The sequence below is a fragment of the Luteimicrobium sp. NPDC057192 genome (assembly GCF_042670205.1).
GTDB lineage: Bacteria > Actinomycetota > Actinomycetes > Actinomycetales > Cellulomonadaceae > Luteimicrobium.
This window is the reverse complement of sequence record NZ_JBHUWD010000055.1, coordinates 1-19,299: the sequence shown is the minus strand read 5'-3', so window position 1 is coordinate 19,299 and position 19,299 is coordinate 1. Positions and strand designations below refer to the sequence as shown.

Annotated in this window: 19 protein-coding genes; 6 read left to right on the top strand and 13 right to left on the bottom strand. The window is 74.0% G+C overall.

Going from position 1 to position 19,299, the window contains the following annotated elements:
• Positions 1 to 209 precede the first annotated feature (209 nt).
• Positions 210 to 710, bottom strand: coding sequence for a GNAT family N-acetyltransferase (locus tag ACFT5B_RS18750; protein WP_386800700.1), 501 nt, complete (start codon positions 708 to 710; stop codon positions 210 to 212).
• 47 nt (positions 711 to 757) lie between these two features.
• Between ACFT5B_RS18750 and purU the strand changes: the two genes are divergently transcribed.
• The gene (gene purU, locus ACFT5B_RS18745) at positions 758 to 1,645 is read left to right on the top strand and encodes a formyltetrahydrofolate deformylase (protein ID WP_386800699.1); all 888 of its coding nucleotides are present in this window, start codon (positions 758 to 760) and stop codon (positions 1,643 to 1,645) included.
• A gap of 137 nt (positions 1,646 to 1,782) precedes the next feature.
• A complete protein-coding gene (locus ACFT5B_RS18740) occupies positions 1,783 to 2,172 on the top strand; it encodes a hypothetical protein (RefSeq protein WP_386800698.1) in 390 nt (129 codons plus the stop codon).
• A gap of 74 nt (positions 2,173 to 2,246) precedes the next feature.
• Here ACFT5B_RS18740 and ACFT5B_RS18735 read toward each other — a convergent pair whose 3' ends face one another.
• Genes ACFT5B_RS18735 through ACFT5B_RS18725 form a run of 3 tightly spaced genes read right to left on the bottom strand, consistent with a single transcriptional unit; the run spans position 2,247 to position 3,418 of the window.
• Positions 2,247 to 2,540 carry a DUF167 domain-containing protein gene (locus tag ACFT5B_RS18735; protein WP_386800697.1) on the bottom strand — a complete coding sequence of 98 codons (294 nt, stop codon included), beginning with the start codon at positions 2,538 to 2,540 and terminating at the stop codon, positions 2,247 to 2,249.
• Positions 2,540 to 2,935, bottom strand: a complete 396-nt coding sequence (locus ACFT5B_RS18730; RefSeq protein WP_386800696.1) for a VOC family protein — start codon at positions 2,933 to 2,935, stop codon at positions 2,540 to 2,542. Before ACFT5B_RS18730 ends, ACFT5B_RS18735 begins: the two co-directional genes overlap by 1 nt.
• A 9-nt stretch (positions 2,936 to 2,944) precedes the next feature.
• Positions 2,945 to 3,418, bottom strand: a complete 474-nt coding sequence (locus ACFT5B_RS18725) for a VOC family protein (protein ID WP_386800695.1) — start codon at positions 3,416 to 3,418, stop codon at positions 2,945 to 2,947.
• Between the two features lie 64 nt (positions 3,419 to 3,482).
• Here ACFT5B_RS18725 and ACFT5B_RS18720 point away from each other — a divergent pair, with 64 nt between their 5' ends.
• The gene (locus ACFT5B_RS18720; RefSeq protein ID WP_386800694.1) at positions 3,483 to 4,310 is read left to right on the top strand and encodes a helix-turn-helix domain-containing protein; all 828 of its coding nucleotides are present in this window, start codon (positions 3,483 to 3,485) and stop codon (positions 4,308 to 4,310) included.
• 38 nt (positions 4,311 to 4,348) lie between these two features.
• On the opposite strand, the gene ACFT5B_RS18715 is transcribed toward ACFT5B_RS18720, so the two are convergent.
• Positions 4,349 to 4,870 (bottom strand): methylated-DNA--[protein]-cysteine S-methyltransferase, encoded by a 522-nt coding sequence (locus tag ACFT5B_RS18715; RefSeq protein WP_386800693.1) that lies wholly within the window; start codon positions 4,868 to 4,870, stop codon positions 4,349 to 4,351.
• A complete protein-coding gene (locus ACFT5B_RS18710; RefSeq protein WP_386800692.1) occupies positions 4,867 to 6,504 on the bottom strand; it encodes an AlkA N-terminal domain-containing protein in 1,638 nt (545 codons plus the stop codon). Before ACFT5B_RS18710 ends, ACFT5B_RS18715 begins: the two co-directional genes overlap by 4 nt.
• A gap of 115 nt (positions 6,505 to 6,619) precedes the next feature.
• On the opposite strand from ACFT5B_RS18710, the gene uppS reads away from it, so the two are divergent.
• Complete coding sequence (gene uppS / locus ACFT5B_RS18705) at positions 6,620 to 7,411, top strand: polyprenyl diphosphate synthase (RefSeq protein ID WP_386800691.1); 792 nt, start codon at positions 6,620 to 6,622, stop codon at positions 7,409 to 7,411.
• 30 nt (positions 7,412 to 7,441) lie between these two features.
• Here the strand turns inward: uppS and ACFT5B_RS18700 are convergent, their stop codons facing one another.
• The 5 genes from ACFT5B_RS18700 to ACFT5B_RS18680 form a co-directional block, all read right to left on the bottom strand.
• Positions 7,442 to 8,482 carry a malate dehydrogenase gene (locus ACFT5B_RS18700; protein ID WP_386800690.1) on the bottom strand — a complete coding sequence of 347 codons (1,041 nt, stop codon included), beginning with the start codon at positions 8,480 to 8,482 and terminating at the stop codon, positions 7,442 to 7,444.
• Between the two features lie 44 nt (positions 8,483 to 8,526).
• Complete coding sequence (locus tag ACFT5B_RS18695; RefSeq protein WP_386800689.1) at positions 8,527 to 9,282, bottom strand: Type 1 glutamine amidotransferase-like domain-containing protein; 756 nt, start codon at positions 9,280 to 9,282, stop codon at positions 8,527 to 8,529.
• Between the two features lie 353 nt (positions 9,283 to 9,635).
• On the bottom strand, positions 9,636 to 12,716 hold the full coding sequence (locus tag ACFT5B_RS18690) for a glycoside hydrolase family 3 C-terminal domain-containing protein (protein WP_386800688.1): 3,081 nt from the start codon (positions 12,714 to 12,716) through the stop codon (positions 9,636 to 9,638).
• A 225-nt stretch (positions 12,717 to 12,941) separates the two neighbouring features.
• A complete protein-coding gene (locus ACFT5B_RS18685) occupies positions 12,942 to 13,169 on the bottom strand; it encodes a hypothetical protein (protein WP_386800687.1) in 228 nt (75 codons plus the stop codon).
• Between the two features lie 108 nt (positions 13,170 to 13,277).
• Entirely contained in the window at positions 13,278 to 14,495 is a 1,218-nt protein-coding gene (locus ACFT5B_RS18680; RefSeq protein WP_386800686.1) for an NADP-dependent isocitrate dehydrogenase, read from the bottom strand.
• A 358-nt stretch (positions 14,496 to 14,853) separates the two neighbouring features.
• Here ACFT5B_RS18680 and ACFT5B_RS18675 point away from each other — a divergent pair, with 358 nt between their 5' ends.
• Positions 14,854 to 15,897, top strand: a complete 1,044-nt coding sequence (locus tag ACFT5B_RS18675) for an MIP/aquaporin family protein (RefSeq protein WP_386800685.1) — start codon at positions 14,854 to 14,856, stop codon at positions 15,895 to 15,897.
• A 73-nt stretch (positions 15,898 to 15,970) separates the two neighbouring features.
• Here the strand turns inward: ACFT5B_RS18675 and ACFT5B_RS18670 are convergent, their stop codons facing one another.
• A complete protein-coding gene (locus ACFT5B_RS18670) occupies positions 15,971 to 16,273 on the bottom strand; it encodes a DUF3017 domain-containing protein (RefSeq protein WP_386800684.1) in 303 nt (100 codons plus the stop codon).
• Between the two features lie 76 nt (positions 16,274 to 16,349).
• On the opposite strand from ACFT5B_RS18670, the gene ACFT5B_RS18665 reads away from it, so the two are divergent.
• The gene (locus ACFT5B_RS18665; protein ID WP_386800683.1) at positions 16,350 to 17,654 is read left to right on the top strand and encodes an NAD(P)/FAD-dependent oxidoreductase; all 1,305 of its coding nucleotides are present in this window, start codon (positions 16,350 to 16,352) and stop codon (positions 17,652 to 17,654) included.
• 15 nt (positions 17,655 to 17,669) lie between these two features.
• On the opposite strand, the gene ACFT5B_RS18660 is transcribed toward ACFT5B_RS18665, so the two are convergent.
• A complete protein-coding gene (locus ACFT5B_RS18660) occupies positions 17,670 to 18,923 on the bottom strand; it encodes an NYN domain-containing protein (RefSeq protein WP_386800682.1) in 1,254 nt (417 codons plus the stop codon).
• Between the last annotated feature and the right edge of the window lie 376 nt (positions 18,924 to 19,299).

The window sequence follows — 19,299 nt, the reverse complement described above, 5'->3', positions numbered from 1 at the left end:
GGCCGGGCACCACGACCCCGTCATGTAGACCACCCCCATCCCCATCCCCGAAACGCGGGGCCCCAATTCCCCGCGCGGGGGCCCCCCCCCTGCGGGGGGGGGGCCCCCGGACACGACGGCGCCCCTCGTCCCACCCTCACGGGTCGGACGAGGGGCGTCGTCGTGCGCGGGGCCGGTGAGCGCCGCGAAGTGCGCGCGCGGCGCAGGCCTCAGCCGGCGGAGCGGGCCTCGGCCTCGCCGAGGATGCGGCGCAGGTAGGTGAACGTGAGGTCGCCCGCGGACCGGTCGTACTGCTCCTCGTAGCCCTGGCGCTGGTACATCGCGAGGTTCTGCAGCGAGTCCTTGCCCGTGAAGACCCAGATCTCCTTGGTCTCGTCCGGCAGGTACGGCAGCACGGCCCACATGAGCTGCGTACCGATGCCGTGGCCCTGCTGGTCGGGGGCGACCGCGAGGCGGCCGAGCGTGGCCTTCTGGCCCTCGATCTCGACCCGCACCGAGCCCACGAGCCGGTGCCCGTCCCACGCGCCGATCGTCGTGACGTCGTCGCGCGCCAGGTCCTCGCGGAGCTCGTGGAGGGTCTGCGTGAGGGGCGGGATGTTCGGGTCGCCGTACACCTGGGCCTCCGTGACGAAGGCCGCGCGCCGCAACGTGAGCAGCTCGCCGGCGCTCGCGTCGTCGACGAGGTCGATCCGGATCTGCGTCTCGCTCATGGTCCTATCGTCGCAGAGAAGAGGGCCCTCGCGCGTAACCTGAGCGGGTGCAACTCCCGCCCGATCCCGCAGCCCCGGCCACCACGCCCGAGTGGGTGCTGACCCTCTCGTGCCCCGACCGCCCCGGCATCGTGCACGCCGTCTCCGGCGTCCTCGCCGGGCTCGGCGGGAACATCACCGAGTCCCAGCAGTTCGGCTCGCCCGTGACCGGCCGGTTCTACATGCGGGTCCAGGTCGCGCTCCCCGCCGCCGACGACGCCGCGGCCGCCCTCGAGGCCGCGCTGGCCCCCGCGGCCGACGAGTTCGGGATGACGTGGGAGCTCGACCGCGTCGGTCGCGCCGTCCCCACCGTGATCATGGTCAGCAAGGAGGCGCACTGCCTCAACGACCTGCTGTTCCGGCAGCGCGCCGGCGGGCTGCCGGTCGACGTCGTCGCCGTCGTCGGGAACCACCCCGACCTCGCCGAGCTCGCGACGTTCTACGGCGTCCCGTTCCACCACGTGCCCGTCACGCGCGACACCAAGCCCGAGGCCGAGGCCGAGCTCCTGCGGATCGTCGAGAGCACCGGCGCCGAACTCGTCGTCCTCGCCCGGTACATGCAGATCCTCTCCGACGAGCTCTGCGCACGCCTCGCCGGGCGCGTGATCAACATCCACCACTCGTTCCTGCCGAGCTTCAAGGGCGCACGCCCCTACCACCAGGCGTTCGAGCGCGGCGTCAAGCTCATCGGCGCCACGTCGCACTACGTCACCGGCGACCTCGACGAGGGCCCGATCATCGAGCAGGAGGTCGAGCGCGTGGACCACACGCGCAACCCGGCCGAGCTCGTCGCCCTCGGCCAGGACGTCGAGCGCCGCACGCTCGCGCGCGCCGTCCGGTGGCACGCCGAGCACCGGGTGCTGCTCGACGGGCTGAGGACCGTCGTCTTCCGCTGACGGCCCCTGAGGTAGCGCTGCGGGCTTTCATCCGTCCGGAGCGTCCTTCGGCGGGCGATCCTCCCGGTTCGTCCGCCGACGCACGGGTCTAGCCTCGTCCTGCCTGTGTTCTCGTCCCGCCCGACCCGGAGCTCGCCATGCGTTCTCGCCGTCTCACCGCCCTCGCCCTCGCCGCCGCGCTCCTCGGACCTGCGGCCGCCGTCGGGACCACCGTCGCACCGGCGTCCGCCGCGACCACGGTGCGCTCGCACTGCACCGTCACGATGTCGAGCACGCGGCCTCAGCAGTACTCGTCGACGACCGCGCGCATCTCGCACGTCGGCGCGAAGGCCAAGGTCACGGTGAAGGCGAAGTACAAGACGACGACGAACACCAAGAAGACGACGGCGTCGAGCGCGGGCAAGGCCTCCGTCACCTACCGGATCTCCGGGGCGACCGTCGGTCGCCGCGTGCCCGTCACGGTCACGGCGACCAAGGGCTCGCACACCTGGACGTGCTCGACCTCGTTCGTCCCTCGCCACCGCTGACGCCGTCGCGCGAGGTAGCGCTCTTCGCCCGAGGTAGCACGGAGTCCGCGCTACCTCGGGCGAAAGGCGCTACCTCACGACGGGTCGACGAGCAGGGCGCGCAGGCGCGCTGCGAGCTCCGCGTCGTCGACGCCGGCGGAGACCGGGTCGACGACGAGCACCTTGTCGCGCGACGTCGCGCCTGAGAGCAGGGTCACCGCCCGCGGGCGGACGCCCCGCGCGTCGGCGACCGCGTCGAGCGTCGCCCTCGTCGCCTTGCCGTCGACCGCCCGGGCCCCCACCGCGACGACGAGCCGCGCGTCGTCGCCGTAGCCACCGCCGACGCGCGTGCGGGACGCGCCCGGGCGCACCCGGACCGCTACGCGCATCAGGCGTCCGCCGGCTCGGCCTCGCTCCGGAGGACGCAGAACTCGTTGCCCTCCGGGTCGGCCAGGACGACCCAGCCCGTCCCCGGCCCGTGGATCCCGCGGCGGTCCGCGACGACGACCGCCCCCAGGCCGACCACGCGCTCTACCTCGTCGTCGCGCGAGCCCGCGCGCGGCCGGAGGTCGAGGTGCAGCCGGTTCTTGGTCGCCTTGGCCTCGGGCACCTCGATGAACAGCAGCCGGTGCCCCGTCTCCGGGTCGCGGATCATGCACTCCTCGTGGCCCGGCAGGTTGGGGTCGTCCTCGAGGTCGACGTACCCGAGCACCTGCTTCCACCACGCCGAGAGCGCGTAGGCGTCCCGGCAGTCGACGGCGGTGTGGGCGACGAACGAGGTCATCGGGCCACGCTAGACCACCTCGGAGCCGGCCGCCGGGAGGCCCGCGAACATCGCGGCGGCCGCCGCGACGACCTCGTCGTGCGGCACGTCCCGCACGTGCTGGCTGACGTTCCACCGGTGCCCGAACGGGTCTTCGACCTGGCCGTGGAGGTCGCCCCAGAACGTGTCCCCCACCGGCTGGAGGACCGTCGCCCCGGCAGCGACGGCCTGCGCGAGCACCGCGGCGGCGTCGGGCACCTCGAGCGCGAGGACGACGGGCGTGCCGCCCACCGACGGCGGGGCGAGCACCCCCAGCTCGGGGAACTCGTCCGCGACGTGGACCACCGCGTCGCCGACGCGGAGCCGGACGGACATGAGCCGCCCGTCCGGGGTGGGGATGCGGTCGAGCTCGGTCGCGCCGAACGCGTCGGCGTAGAACGTCGCCGCGCGGTCGGCGCCCCGGACGACGAGGTGCGCCGTGAAGGTGGTGCGGGAGTCGGTCATGGCGCGAGGCTAGGTCGCCGCGACGGCCCCGGTCTTGGACGTTCTTGACACCTACGATGGCCGGGTGGCGGACGAGCGCGTCCGGATGTGGCGCCCTGCGGACGAGCCCCGCGTGCTGCTGATGGCCGGTCCCAGCACGGGGTACGCGGTCGAGCCGCGCGGCGAGTACGTCGTCGGGCTGGTGTCCGGGTCGCCGATGCGGGCCCGCAGGGGGCGCGACCGGCGGCTCGTCGAGCCGGGCCAGCTCGTCGCCTGGGACCCGTCGGCCGCCCACAGCGGCGGCCCCGCCACGGGGAGCGCGTGGTCCTCGCGGGTGCTCGTCGTGGAGGCGGGCGACCTCGCGGACCTCGTGGGCGACGACCACGCCCCCACCGCGCGCGCCGGGTTCCGCGAGCCGGTGGTCACCGACCCCGGGCTCGCCGCCGGGTTCCGCCGGCTGCACGACGCCCTGCGGCCGGGTCGCGACGGGGCCGTCACCCGGCTCGAACGGGACGAGCTGCTCGCGTCGTGGCTGCGGGCGCTGGTCACCCGGCAGTCCCCGCGCCGCCCGCCCACACCCCGGGCGCCCCGGGACGACCGGGCCCTGCGCGACGCTCTCGCTTACCTCGGGGCCAGCCCGGACCGGAACGTCGGCCTCGCCGAGCTCGCGGCTGCGGCGGGCCTCGACACGTTCCGGCTCCTCCGGCTGTTCCGGGAGCGGACCGGGATGCCGCCGCACGCCTTCCACCTGGCGTTCCGGGTGCGGGCTGCGCGGCGGCTCCTCGAGTCGGGAAGCACGATCGCCGAGGCGGCCGCGGCCACCGGATTCGCCGACCAGAGCCATCTCCACCGGCAGTTCCGCCGAAGCCTCGGGATCACGCCGGGCCAGTACGTGCGCTACCTGCGCGCGTGACGCCGGGCCGGCGTTCGCCGCCGGCCCGGCGGGCGGGATCAGACCAGGACGCCCTCGTGCTCGAGCAGCCACACCTTGCGGTCGAGGCCTCCGGCATAGCCGGTGAGCGCGCCGCTCGCGCCGACCACGCGGTGGCACGGCACGACGACGCCCAGCGGGTTGCGCCCGACGGCCGCACCGACGGCGCGCGAAGCACTGGGCGCGAGCCCGAGGTCGGCCGCGATCGTGCCGTACGTCGTCGTGACGCCGAACGGGATCTCCCGCAGCCGGAGCCACACGGCACGCTGGAAGTCGGAGCCGCGGGGGGCGAGGTCGAGGTCGAACGACGTGCGCTCGCCCGCGAAGTACTCCCCCAGCTCGCGGACGGCGTCCGCGAAGACGGGGTCGTCCGCGGGCACGGTCTGCCCGAGGCGGGCGTCCGGCGGAAGGTGCCGCTGCGCCGTCATGTAGAGCGCGGCGAGACGGCCGTCGTCGGCCACGAGCGTGAGCGGGCCGAGCGGGCTGTCGACGACGGTGTGCACGGTGGTGGTGGTGGTCGTGGTCGTGGTGCGGGCGCTCATGCTGCGTCCCCTTCCTCGATGGGTGCGTGGTCGGTGGGCATCCGGTTGACCGCGTGGTCCCCGGTCGCCCACAGGTGCTGGACGGCGTAGGCGCGCCAGGGCCGCCAGACCTCGGCGCGGGCGGTGAGCGCGGCGGGCGACGTCGGGAGGCCGAGAGCTCCGGCCGCGCCGCGCACCCCCAGGTCCCCCGGGACGAACGCGTCCGGGTCGCCGAGCGCGCGCATCGCGACGGTCTCGACGGTCCACGGGCCGATCCCCCGGACCTCCCCGAGCCGGGCGCGCGCCCGGTCCCAGTCCGCGCCGGCGCCGAGGTCGAGCTCGCCCGACGCGAGGAGCCGGGCAACCGCGAGCAGGGTGTCGCGCCGGGACGCGGGCATCGCGAGCGCCGCGGCGAGCGCGAGCGACACGGTCTCGGACGCATCCTCCGCCGCCGCGACGAGTCGCTCCGCCGCAGGGAAGACGTGCGTGAGGCCGCCCTCGGGGTCGGTGATGCGGTCGCCCAGCGCGCGGACGAGCCGCGCGGCGTGCGTCCGGGCGGCGGCCGTCGAGACCTGCTGCCCGAGGACGGCCCGCAGCGCGAACGCCTCCGGGTCGAGCGTGCGGGGAACGCGGCGGCCGGGCGCGGCCGCCACGAGCGGCGCCAGCACGGGGTCGGCCGCGAGCGCCGCGTCGACGGCCTCGGGGTCGGCGTCGAGGTCGAGGGCCCGGCGGCACCGCCCGATCGCGGCCGCGAGGTCGCGCAGGTCGGCCAGGTGGAGGCGTGCCTCGACGTGCCCGTCGCGCGGCGCGAGCGCCACGATCCCCGGGCCGTGCGGGAGCGCGACCGTCGACCGGTACGCGCCGTCCCGCCACTCCTCGACGCCCGGGACCGCGGTCGCGACGAGGTGCCCGAAGAGGTTGTCGGGGGTGAGCGGGCGGCGGTACGGCAGGCGGACGGTCAGCGTGGTCCAGACGGTGTCGCCCTCCGGGGCGCCGGCCACCGGCTCCTCCGGTTCCCCCGCTCCCGGGCGGGCCGGGCGCGCGGGGCGAGCGACGTCGTCGGGCACGACGGCGCGGCCGCGGCGGATGCCCTCCTGCGCCCGACGGCGCAGGTCGCCCGGGGTGAGGGCGTAGACCTCCTGGACAGTCTCGTTGAAGGTGCGGAGGCTGCCGAACCCGGCGGCGAACGCGACGTCGGCGAGCGGGAGGCTGGTGCCCTCGGCGAGCACGCGCGCGGTCTGGGCGCGCTGCGCGCGGGCGAGCTGGAGCGGACCCGCGCCGAGCTCGGCGGCGAGGTGCCGCTGGATCTGCCGCTCGGAGTAGCCGAGGCGGTGCGCGAGGCCGGGCACGCCCTCGCGGTCCACGACGCCGTCGCCGATGAGGCGCATCGCACGGCCGACGACGTCGGCCCGCACGTCCCACTCGGGCGAGCCGGGCGTGGTGTCGGGGCGGCAGCGCTTGCACGCGCGGTAGCCGGCGCGCTGGGCGGCGGCAGCGGTCGCGTAGAAGGTCATGTTCTCGGCGTGCGGCGTGGGTGCCGGGCAGCTCGGCCGGCAGTAGATGCGCGTGGTGCGGACGGCCGTGAAGAACTGGCCGTCGAAGCGCGCGTCGCGGCTCGCGACGGCTCGGGCGCAGCTCTCGGTGTCGGGGACCATGCCTCCATCATGCAGGCTGACACCGACAGGTACTCGCGAGTTTCCGACACGACTGTCGGGGCCGCTCGGGGGCTCGCGCGGCCGGGCCGCACAGGCGCGCGCCGTATCCTGAGACGTGCCCTCCACGCCCTTCCCCGCCGCCCTGCGCGCGCCTGTCCGTGCCCTGGTCGAGCGGGTGCTGGTCGGCCGGCTACGCCGCGAGGTCGCGCGTCGCCCGGTGCCGCGGCACGTCGGCATCATCATGGACGGCAACCGCCGCTGGGCCCGCAGCGTCGGGGTCACCGACGCCCGGTTCGGGCACCGGGCGGGCGCCGACCACCTCGACGACGTCCTCGGGTGGTGCGCCGACGCGGGCGTGAAGGCCGCGAGCGTCTACGTGCTGTCGGCGGACAACCTCGCGAAGCGCTCGGACGACGAGGTCGCCTTCCTCCTCGAGCTGCTGCGCACCACCATCCCGGAGCGGGTCTCACGCCCCGGCGGGCAGTGGGCCCTGGAGGTGTCGGGCACCCCGGACCTCCTGCCCGACGACGTCACCCGCGCCCTCAAGGCCGCCGCCGACACGACGCGCGGGCGCCCGCTGCGCCTCACGCTCGCCGTCGGCTACGACCCGTACCGGGAGATCGTCGAGGCGATCCGCTGCGTGCTCGACGACGCCGCCGACCACGGGCTCGGCGCGCTCGCCGCCGCGGACCTCGTCAGCGCCGAGTCGATCGACGAGCACATCGCCTCGCCGCGCGACGACATCGACCTCGTCATCCGGACCAGCGGCGAGCAGCGGCTCTCGGGCTTCTTCCCGTGGCGCAGCGCCAACGCCGACCTCGAGTTCTGCGACGTGTACTGGCCCGCGTTCCGTGAGCTCGACCTGCTGCGCGCGCTGCGCACGTGGGGCCGGCGCCACGGCGCCTGAGCCAGCCCGGCCGCCGTCGCACGGGTGCGGTCACACGAGCCCGAGGGCCCGCACGGCCTCGCGTTCCGCCTCGAGCTCCGCGACCGACGCGTCGATCCGGGCGCGCGAGAGCTCGGACAGCTCCAGCCCCTCGACGACGTGCCAGCGCGCGGCGTCCGGGCCGAGCGCCGGGGCGCCGTCGGAGATCACGGGGAACGAGCAGACCAGGCCCTCGGGGACGCCGTACTCGCCCTGCGAGACGAGGCCCGCGCTCGTCCAGTCGCCGACGGGGGTGCCGCGCACCCAGTCACGCACGTGCTCGAGGGCGGCGTTCGCCGCCGACGCCACGGACGACCCGCCCCGCACCTCGATGACGGCGGCGCCGCGCTGGGCGACGGTCGGCACGAAGGTGTCGGTGAGCCAGCCGGCGCCGTCCTCGGGGACCTCGAGCACGTCGGGGGCGGGGCGGTCGTCGACGGTCGCGTGGAACACGTCCGGGTACTGGGTCGCGGAGTGGTTGCCCCAGATCGTGACTCGCCGGACCTGGGACACGGGCACCTCGGCGCGCTTCGCGACCTGCGTGAGCGCGCGGTTGTGGTCGAGCCGGGTCATCGCCGTGAAGCGCTCGGCCGGGACGTCGGGGGCGGCCGCCCGGGTGATCAGGGCGTTGGTGTTCGCGGGGTTCCCGACGACGAGGACCCGGACGTCGTCGGCCGCGCCCGCGTTGATCGCGGCGCCCTGCGGACCGAAGATCGCGCCGTTCGCCTCGAGCAGGTCGCTGCGCTCCATGCCCGGCCCCCGCGGACGGGCACCCACGAGGAGCGCGAGGTTGGCGCCGTCGAACGCGATCCGGGCGTCGGTGGTCACGTCGACGCCCGCGAGCAGGGGGAACGCGCCGTCGTCGAGCTCCATGGCGACGCCCTCGGCCGAGCGCACCGCCTGCGGGACCTCGAGCAGCTTGAGCCGGACGGGGGTGTCCGGGCCGAGCATCTCGCCGGCGGCGATCCGGAAGAGGAGCGCGTAGCCGATCTGGCCGGCCGCCCCGGTCACGGTGACGGTCACGGGCGCGGCGTTCGGGGAGATCGCGGGCATGAGCCCACTGTGGCAGCCGGGGGTGCGCGCGGCACCCGGAGACGTCACCCGACGAGCGTGCTGACGATCACACCGCCCGAGTCGTCGCCGCCCCGGACGGCGCGCCAGACGTTGCCGCGCCCGCCCACGACGAGCCCGCCCTGCCCGACGACGAGGACCGTGTCCTCGTCGACCGCGACGCCGCCGTCGAGGAGACCCGACTCGACCGCCGCGACGAGCCGGGACAGGTTGCCCCACTGGGCGGCGTGCACGTCGACCGTGACGTCGACGAGACCGAGCCCCGGCACGACGGTGACGTCGTCGAGGTCCTCGGAGCCGTCCTCGGGGCTGACCTCCACCCCGCCGATGCGCCACCCGCCGATCAGCGCCTGGTCGGGGGCGATCATGGCGCCCGCCGAGAAGCCCAGGTAGGGAGCGCCGGCGACGACGTGCGCGCGGACCGCGTCCGCGTGCGGCGCGACGGCGTCCAGGTAGGCGGGCGTCAGCCCTCCCCCGACGACGATCCCGTCGACGGGAGCGCCTTCGACGGCGACCGTGTCCGCGGGCAGAGCCTCGCCCTCCTGGACGGCGGCCGGCGCGACGGTCACCTCGACGTCCAGGGCCTCCCCGGCCGTGCGCAGCCGGGCGGCGAGGTTCGCGACGTGCTCGTCCTGGTCGCCGTCCCGCACCGCCACGACGACGACGCGCGCCGACCGGGCGCCGCGGGCGGCGGCCCGCTCCCCGGCCTCCTCGACGAACCGCCCGAACACGTCGGTCTCGACACCGACCGACCAACCACCGCCCACGAGGTGCACGCTCATGCCCCGAGCCTACGGGGGCGGGACGCCACCGCCGTCGTCGACGGTGCCGTCAGCAACGCCGACGGTGACGTGCGGGCGCCGCGTTCGCGCGAACGGAGCGTCACCATCGGCGAACGGAGCGTCACCATCGGCGAACGGAGCGTCACCGTCGGCGAACGGAGCGTCACCATCGGCGAACGGAGCGTCACCATCGGCGAAGGCGAGACGGACGCCGAGCGGGCGGAGAGGGACGGGGCGCGGATCGTCGCGGGCCTGGCGGGAGGCGCCGAGGGACGAGGCGCCGGATGGAAGATCCGCGCCCCGTCCCTCGGAGCCCGCGTCAGTGACCCGCGACGCTCAGCGACCCGCCACGCTCAGCGACCGATGCTGAACGACGACACCCGCACGGGCGCGTCGAACACCAGGTACACGTCGTGACGCCCCGACGCGGCGTGCAGCGCGGCGGTCACGTCGGCGTAGGCGTACTTGTCGCCGGTGCTCGCGACGTCGACGGTGCCGACGAGCTTCCCGGTCGGCGAGTCGAGCCGCACCTGCACGTGCGCGGTGCCGGCGTCGGCTCGGGCGACGGACGCGGTGAACGTCGTCGCGCGCCCGAGGTCGGCGTCCTGGTACGCGACCCACGACCCGGCGGCCTGCGCCTCGAGCGAGGTCCCCGCGACCTTGGACGTGTCGACGAGCGTCGTGCCGTGCTGCGCGTCGTAGTCCTGGGCCTGCGTGCTGCGGGACAGGTCGCGCGCCGGGATGCGCTCGCCCTTGACGTGCACGACGCCGGTGGCTCGGGCGTCCTGCGACGACGACCCGACGAGCAGGTCGTAGACGCTGGTCTCGACGACCCAGCGGTCGCGCGTGACGTCCCAGTGCCGCAGGTCCTGGACGGGGACGCTGAGGGTGACGCGCGCCGTCTTCCCGGCCTTGACGTGGACGCGCTCGAAGGCGCGCAGCTGCCGGACGGCGGTGGTGTCGCGCGAGGTGCGCTGGTGCGTGTACAGCTGGACGACCTCGTCGCCGTCGCGCTTGCCGGTGTTGGTGACGTCGACGCTCACGCGGACGGTGCCGTCGTCGGACAGGGAGCGGTCCGCGACCTTGAGGTTCGAGTACCGGAACGACGTGTACGACAGCCCGTACCCGAACGGGTAGAGGGGCGCGGAGGCCTTCGTGTAGAGGGCCTTGTCGTAGAGGTAGGTCTGCCCGGACGTGACGATGTCGTAGTCGTTCAGGTCGGTGGGCAGCGCGTCCTCGGACGCCGGCCACGTCTGGGTGAGCCGGCCGGCGGGGTTGACGTCGCCGAAGAGCGCGTCGGCGACGGCGTGCCCGGTCTCCTGCCCGGCGTGCGTGGTCCACAGGATGGCGGGCACGTCCTTCTGGAGCTGCCCGATGGTCTGCGGGTACGACGACTCGAGCACGACGACGGTGTTCGGGTTGGCCCTGCGCACGGCCTCGACGAGCGCCTCCTGGCCCTCGGCGAGGTTGAGGTCGGTGCGGTCGTGGGCCTCGCGCCCGTTGATGAACGGCATGGTGCCGACGACGACGACCGCGGCGTCCGCGCCCTTCGCCGCCTGCACGGCCGCGTCCGTCCCGCTGGTGACGACGCCGCGGGAGAACTCGGTCGCCTTGTCGGCCGTGGCCGCGCCGAGGACGAGCATGCCCTTCGAGTCGAGGGTCACGTAGGGGTTGGTGTGCGACGGCGCCCAGGTCTCGGACGACTCGTAGCCCGCGTACCGCAGGACCACGTTTCCGTCGGGCCGGTCCTCGAGCTTGAAGAGCTGCTGGACGTACCAGCCGTTCGGCTGGTCCTGGTCGTTCGCGAAGCCGGACCAGTTGAAGCCGACGGTCTTGCCGTTGGCGGCGCTGCGGAGCGTGACCACGCCGTCGCCCCAGTCGAACACGTCGAACTGGGCGGTCGCGCCGGCCGTGGTGGACGTGGCGGCGAGGTTCGCGCCCTTGGCGTCCGCTCCCCCGACCACGTACTTGCCGGACGTCGCGTCGCGCAGCGTGATCCGGTCCACGCCCTCGGTGCTGCGCACGTCGGCGCCCTTGCCGAGGCGCTCGGTGATGCCGTCGAGCGGCGTCACGGAGTACGGCTGCTTGCCGCCGTACCAGTCCGTGTACAGCGTGTCGGCGAGCGGCCCCACGACGGCGACCTTCTTCGTCTTCGTCGCGTCGAGCGGCAGGGTCTGCTTCGCGTTCTTGAGGAGCACCTGCGACTCGTCGGCCGTGGTGCGCGCGAGCTGCCGGTTGGCGGGGGTGTCGACCGCGCTCGACGTGATGTCCGCGTACGGGCCGCCGTCGGGGTCGAACTCGCCGAGCCGGAAGCGGATCGACAGCGCGTCGGAGGCCGCCTTGTCGACGTCCGCCTGCGTCAGGAGGCCCTGGGCGAGCGCGTCCTTGACGGCGGTGATCGTGGGCTGGGGGTTGTTGTCGTTGACCGTCATGGTGTCGAGCCCGGCCTTGATGAGCGCCGCGTCGGCCTCGGCCTGCGTCGCGTAGTACTGCTCGGAACCCGTGAGGTTCGTCGGGGCCGCGGCGTCGGACACGTTGAACAGCGGCTTGTCGGTCCACGACCGCACGACGTCGTTCAGGCTCGGGTCCACCGTCGCCGGGCGGCCGTTGATCAGGTTGTACGACGCCATGACGCCCGTCGCGGCGTCGTTCTTGATGGCCGGCTCGAATGCCTGCTCGTCGTACTCGTGGAGCACGCGCGGCGGCACCACCGACGACGACGTGTCGCGGTTGGTCTCGTTGTTGTAGGCCAGGTAGTGCTTCAGCGTGGGCGCGGTCTTGAGGTAGAAGGGGTCGTCGCCCTCCATGCCCTTGCCGTAGGCGGTCGAGATGGCGCCCGTGAGCGTCGGGTCCTCCGAGTAGCCCTCCTCGTTGCGGCCCCAACGCGGGTCGCGGAGCAGGTTCACGACGGGCGCCCACAGGTTGAGGCCCCACAGCGCCGGGTCCTCGGAGTTGTAGCCGCGCGCCTCGTCGCCGACGACGCTCCCCACCTGGTGGATGAGGTCCGTGTCCCAGGTGCTCGCGAGGCCCACGGCCTGCGGGAACGTCGTCGCGGTCGCGGTGTGGACGGCGCCGTCGTCGGGCGACGTGGTCCACGCGAGGCCGTGCACGGCCTCGGTGCCGGCGCGCCACTGCCCGATGCCGAGCCGCGGCACGGGGAGCGGGAACTGGTGGAGCAGGGAGATCTCCTCGTCCGGCGTGAGCCGGGACAGGAGGTCCTTGGTGCGCACGTCGAGCGAGAGCTCGGGGTTGCGGAACGGCATGGCGTCGAGCTCGGCCTGCGAGGGCGTGGCGTCCGCGGACGCCCCCTCCTGGGCCGTGCCGAGCGTGCGGGTCGCGGCGTCCGCGACGGGCGTGAGCCCGACGAGCGCGAACGCGGTGGCACCGACGAGCCCGCGCAGGGCCCAGCGGTGTGTCGTCGTCCTGGTTCTCATGGTTCCCCTCGGTCCGGGCCGACCCACGGTGGTCGGCCACGACGGCAGGCGCCGGGCGCCCGAGCCGGGGGCGGTGCCGTCGTCGGCGCCTGCCGGCGCAACCTCGCACCGGTCCCCGCCGTCGCGACCGGCGGACCTCTGAGGGACATCTCGTCGAAGCGCTTCGACGATGTGTCCGGTTTCGACCCTAGGAGGAACCTGAGTTTGGTGTCAACGGTTGAACTATCAACGACCGTCGGCGCACCCCGCGTCACCGTCGGCGAACGGGACGTCGCCGTCGGCGAACGGGACGTCACCGTCGGTGGACGGGACGTCACCGTCGGCGAACGGGACGTCACCGTCGGTGGACGGGACGTCACCGTCGGCGAACGGGACGTCGCCGTCGGTGGACGGGACGTCGCCGTCGGTGGACGTGACGTTGCCGTCGGCGGAGCGGGACCGGCGCGCGGTCATGGCGCGGGTGACCGGAACGCGCGAGGGACGAGCGCGCGGATGGAAGACCGCGCGCCCGTCCCTCGGGAGCCGCGTTGGTGACCGGGCGCGACTCAGCCCGGAGCGACCTCAGGCGAGACGGGCCTTGAGGTTCTCGTCGAGCGTGCCGAGGAACTCCTCGGTCGTCTGCCACTCCTGGTCCGGGCCCACGAGGAGCGCGAGGTCCTTGGTCATCTTGCCGGACTCGACGGTCTTGACGACGACGTCCTCGAGCGTCTCCGCGAACTCGATGACCTCGGGGGTCCCGTCGATCTTGCCGCGGTGCTTGAGGCCGCCCGTCCAGGCGAAGATCGAGGCGATCGGGTTGGTCGACGTCGGCTTGCCCTGCTGGTGCTGGCGGTAGTGGCGCGTCACGGTGCCGTGCGCGGCCTCGGCCTCGACGGTCTTGCCGTCCGGGGTCATGAGGACGGAGGTCATGAGACCGAGCGAGCCGAAGCCCTGGGCGACCGTGTCGGACTGGACGTCGCCGTCGTAGTTCTTGCAGGCCCAGACGTAGCCGCCCTCCCACTTCATGGCCGAGGCGACCATGTCGTCGATGAGGCGGTGCTCGTAGGTGAGACCGGCGGCGTCGAACTGCTCCTTGAACTCGGCCTCGAACACCTCGGCGAAGATGTCCTTGAAGGCGCCGTCGTAGGCCTTGAGGATCGTGTTCTTCGTGGAGAGGTAGACCGGGTACTGGCGCTGCAGCCCGTATGCGAACGACGCGCGCGCGAAGTCGCGGATCGACTCGTTGAAGTTGTACATCCCCATCGCGACGCCGCCCTCCTCGGGCATCGTCACGACGTCGAACTTCTGCGGCTCGGAGCCGTCTGCGGGCTCGAAGGTCATGGTGACCTTGCCGGCGCCGGGGACCTTGAAGTTCGTGGACTTGTACTGGTCGCCGTGGGCGTGGCGGCCGATGATGATCGGCTTGTTCCAGCCCGGCACGAGGCGCGGGATGTTGGAGATGATGATCGGCTCGCGGAAGACGACGCCGCCCAGGATGTTGCGGATCGTGCCGTTCGGCGAGACCCACATCTTCTTCAGGCCGAACTCCTCGACGCGCGCCTCGTCGGGCGTGATCGTGGCGCACTTGACGCCGACGTGGTGCTCCTTGATCGCGTTCGCGGCGTCGATGGTGACCTGGTCGTCGGTGGCGTCGCGGTTCTGGATCGACAGGTCGTAGTACTTGAGGTCCACGTCCAGGTAGGGGTGGATGAGGCGGTCCTTGATGAACTGCCAGATGATGCGGGTCATCTCGTCGCCGTCGAGCTCGACGACCGGACCTTCGACCTTGATCTTCGCCATGCGCGGGTCACTCCCGGGGTATGAGCCTGGTTGTTGGGGCCCGTGGCCCGGGCGCCGGTGACGGGACGTCGTTCGTGCCGCGCGTCGGCGCCCGCACTGCGCGGGCCGGCCCGCGATCGCGGGCACCGCGCACCAGATTACTTGATGTCAAGAGACTTCGGCGCGGGGCGCCGTCGCGCGACCCTCGGCGGCGAGCCGCGGCAGGGCATGCCGTTCCCAGGAGAAACACACGCTCGGACGGGAAGATCTGCGCGTTTACGGGCATCGCAGGTGGCAAGATGACGGCTGAATGCCCATTCGTCGCGTGGCGGCTGCCGCTGCGCCCCATCAGAACGGACAGGTCAATCCCATGTCGCAGGTGACAGTTGCCCCGGTGCCCGCGCAGGCGGCGCCCCCGGCCCGGACGGAGTCCTCGCTCGCCGCGCGGCTCGGAGCAGAGGCGTTCGGCACGTTCGGTCTCGTGCTCGCGATCGTCGGCGTCGCGCTCTACAACCGCTTCTCGAACGGGAGCTACGTCTTCCCGGTCGCGATCGCGGGCGGGCTCGGTGTCGCGGCGCTCATCGCGGCGGTGGGTCACGTCTCGGGCGGCCACTTCAACCCCGCGGTGACGTTCGGTCTCGCGATCGCCGGCCGTGCCAAGTGGCGCGACCTGGTCCCCTACTGGATCGCCCAGGTGATCGGCGGCGCCGCTGCCGCCGCGCTGCTGTTCGCGACCATCCCCAGCACCCTGGTCAAGGCGCTGAGCGTCGACAGCACCCGCGCACTGTTCGCCGGCACCGCCAACGGGTACGGCAAGAACTCGCCGCTCTCGGCGCTGTCGTCGGGCCAGGCGGAGTTCTCGCTGACCCACGCGCTCCTCATCGAGGTCGTCGTGACCGCCGTGTTCGTCGGCGTCATCATCGGCGTGACGGACCGGCGCGCGAAGTCGTCGAAGATCGCGCCGATCTCGATCGGCTTCGCGCTCTTCGCCGCGATCATCGTCGCGGGCCCGATCACGAACGCGTCCGTCAACCCGGCCCGCTCGACCGCGTCGGCCATCTTCTCGACGGGCAACATCTTCACGCTCAAGGGTGTCGCCGGGCAGCTGTGGCTGTTCTGGGTCGCCCCGCTGGTCGGCGCCGGCATCGCCGCGCTCTTCTACCTGGCGTTCGCCGCCCCGCGTCGCGCCGCGGCGCTGGCCGAGGGCACGCAGAACCCGGTGGGCGACGCCGTCGCCGAGGCCGAGGAGAAGCTCGAGGTCGCCGCGGGCGACCTCCACGCCAAGGCCGACGAGCTGCGTGACCGCGCCGCGACGGACGAGGTCGCCGGCCTCTCCGACGCCGCGAACCCGTCGTCGGGCAAGGCCGAGGCCGCCGACGACGAGCCGAAGGGCACCGACGGGACGGACAAGCCGCAGGCCTGACGCACCCGGTAGCAGACGAGAGCCCGGTCGCCGCTCGGCGACCGGGCTCTCGTGCGTCCAGGGTGCGGCTACCTCAGGCGACGAGGCTCGGCGAGGTGAACGCGAGCACCGCGATGACGGCGCCGAGCAGCGTGTACCCGACGACGTCGAGCGCCCGTCCGCGCACCGCGATCCCGGGGAGCCCGGGCTCGGGCCCGACGGCGCGCGCCACGGCGAGCGCGAACAGCGTCCCGGACACGACGGAGCAGCCGGCGCGCGGACCGACCACGGCGAACGTCACGGTGGCGGCGACGACGGCCGCGACGACGAGCCACACGGCGGCGCTGGTACGACGCGGCACGACGATCTCGTCGGTCGGGGGACGGTGCTCGGACACGCAGGTGCTCCGTACGTTGCGCGGGGGATGTGGAGCTCTGAGCCTACCGGTGCCCGCACCCGGCTACGGTGGTCGGGTGACGTCAGATCGCGAGCCATCCCTGCGGAGCGTCGTCGTGGTGGGCGGTGGCCTCGGGGGCGCTCAGACCGTCGCCGCGCTGCGCGCGCAGGGCTTCGAGGGCAGGGTCACGCTGCTCGGCGCGGAGGGCCGCGACCCCTACGACCGCCCGCCGCTCTCCAAGGAGCTGTTCGAGCGCGACGCCGTCGCCGACCTGGTCCACGAGATGGGCATCGACGTCCACGCTCTCGCCGACGACGTCCGCACCGCCGATCCCGCGCGCTCCCTCGAGGTCCGGCCGGGCGGCGTGACCGTGACGACGACGTCGGGCACCGTGGACGCGGAGGCCGTGGTGCTCGCGGTGGGCTCGCGACCCGTCGTGCCGCCGGGGTGGGACCACGCGGCGCTCCTGCACACCTGGGACGACGCCGCCCGCCTGCGCGCGCGGCTCACGCCCGGGGCGCGGCTCGTGTCCGTGGGTGCGGGCTGGATCGGCGCGGAGGTCGCGGGCGTGGCGACGAAGGCGGGCTGCGAGGTCGTCGTCGTGGAGGCGCTCGACGTGCCCCTCGAGCGGCAGCTCGGGGCCGACGTCGGCCAGCACCTGGCGCCCTGGTACGCGAACGCGGGCGTCGAGCTGCGGCTGGGCGAGGCCGTGACCGCCATCCGGCCCGACGACGGTGGGGACGGCGCGAGCGTCGAGCTCGCGTCCGGCGCGGTGCTGCACGGCGATGTCGTCCTCGCCGCGGTGGGCGCACGCCCGGCCACCGACTGGCTGCGCGACACCCTGCCCATGGACGCGCGCGGCTCGCTCGCGGGCGACGCCGTCGGGCGGGTGGCCCCCCGCGTGTACGCGGTGGGCGACTGCGTGACCCGGCACAGCACCGTGCACGGCGACGTGCCGGGTGGCCACTGGTCCGCCGCGCTGCACGACCCGGAGGGCACGGTGCGCGCCCTCCTCGCGGACCTCGGACCGGTCGCGGAGCCGACCCCGGCCGCGGCTCCGGGGCACGCGCCCTACGTGTTCAGCCAGCAGCTCGGGCACGACCTCGCGCTCTTCGGCATCCCCTCGCCCTACGACGAGGTCGTGCTGCGCGGGCTCCCCGGGCACGACGACGGCTGGGCCGCCCTCTACCTGGACGGCGACGACCCGCAGGTGCGGGACGGCCGACGGGTGGCGCGGCTGCGCGCGGTCCTCGTTGTCGACCGGCACCGCGAGGTCGGCGCGCTGCGGCGCCTCCTGCGGGCAGGCCTCCCGCTCGTGGACGTCGCCGCCGCCGCCGACCCGTCGCGTCCCCTCAAGGACGCCGTCGTCCCGCTCCCCTGAGCCGGGGCCCGCCCGTCACGCCGCGGAGACGACGTAGCCGTCCTCGTCGTCGTCCCAGCGCAGCTCCACGACGCCCGCCTCCGCCGCCGCCTTGCAGAACTGCAGGAACCCCCGGAAGCCCAGCGTCTTCTCGCTGAACGCCGGACGCTTCTTGCGGAGCTGGTCCTTGAGACCCGACATCGCCGCCGAGCCGCCGTCCTCCGCGACGACGGACCGCAGCAGCGCGAACGCCTCGGCCGTGTCACCCTGCGCGGGCAGCGAGACCGACGGGTCGCCGGTCGCGGGCCCGGTGCCCAGCTCGACGATCCCCCGGTCCGCGAGGTACCGCACGAACTCCCCGAACGACCGGAACCCGTACTCCGACTCCGAGAACGTCGGGTCCTTGCGCAGCAGCGCCCGCTTGAGGGCCGACGCCGTGACGTCGCCGCTCGTCGAGGACTCCAGGTCGCCGAGGGTCTGCGCGACGCGGACCTCCATCGTCGGGCCCTCGGTCACGTCGTCGTTCTCGTCGGTGTCCTGCTCGTCCTCGTCCGGCTCCTCCGCGGGCGCAGGCTCCGGCTGCGGCTCCGGGGCCGTCTTCGCGCCCTTCCGCGTCGTGCGGCGGGCTCCGCTCTTCGCCGACGACGCCGCGGGCTTGTCCTCGTCGGTCGCGGTCGCCTCGACCTGCGCCTCGGCGGGCTCCGTCGCCTCGGCGGCGGCCTCGGCGTCCGACGACGCCGCCTTCCCACGCCCCCGGGCCCGGCGCGCCGGACGCGACGACCGGGACGGCTTCGACTCCCCCGGCTCCGGGACGTCCACGCCCTCCAGCCGGTCGTAGAAGAGGAACTCGTCGCACGCCGGCGGCAGCAGCCGCGACGTCGACAGCTCCACGCCCACCCCGATGACCCGCTTGTTCAGCTCCCGCAGCTTGTGCACGAGGGGCGAGAAGTCGCTGTCCCCCGTGCACATCACGAACGTCGAGATGTAGTCCCGCTCGAACGCCATCTCGATGGCGTCCACCACCATCTTGATGTCCGCGGCGTTCTTGCGTGACGCACCCATGCGCTGCGGCATCTCGATGAGCTCGACCTGGTGGCGCGTCAGCGCACGGCGGTCCTCGTCGAAGTACGACCAGTCCGCGTACGCGCGCCGCACCACGACCCGGCCCCGCACCGCGAGCGCGTCAGCGATCGGTCCGAAGTCGAAGGTCATGCCGCCCAGGTGTTCCCGGGCGCCGAGCGCGAGGTTCTCGTAGTCGATGAAGACGGCCAGACGTTCCTCGGCATCCATGCACGTCAGCCTACGGGGGCTGGGCGCCTGTCGCGTCGTCGGGGGCTGGTCCTGGTCCTGCGGGTGCGTCCGGGGGCGGGGCGGGGAGGGTCGTGCGCATCGTCGAGCAAGCGGATTCGTCGTCGAGCAAGCAGCAAGCACACGCTTGCTCGCCAGCAGAAGCGCTTGCTCGGCGGTGGGCGGTGACGACGCCGCGAAGGTGAGACGACCGCCGAGCCGCGGGCGAGGGGTGGGGTGCGCGATCGTGGCGGGTCTGGCGGGAGCGCGCGAGGAACGAGTGCGCGGATGGAAGATCGCGCACCCCACCCCTCGGCCGCGGCGACCGGGCCGGGCGCGGCGACCGGGCCACCCAACCGCCCGGCCGCCGCGGCCGATC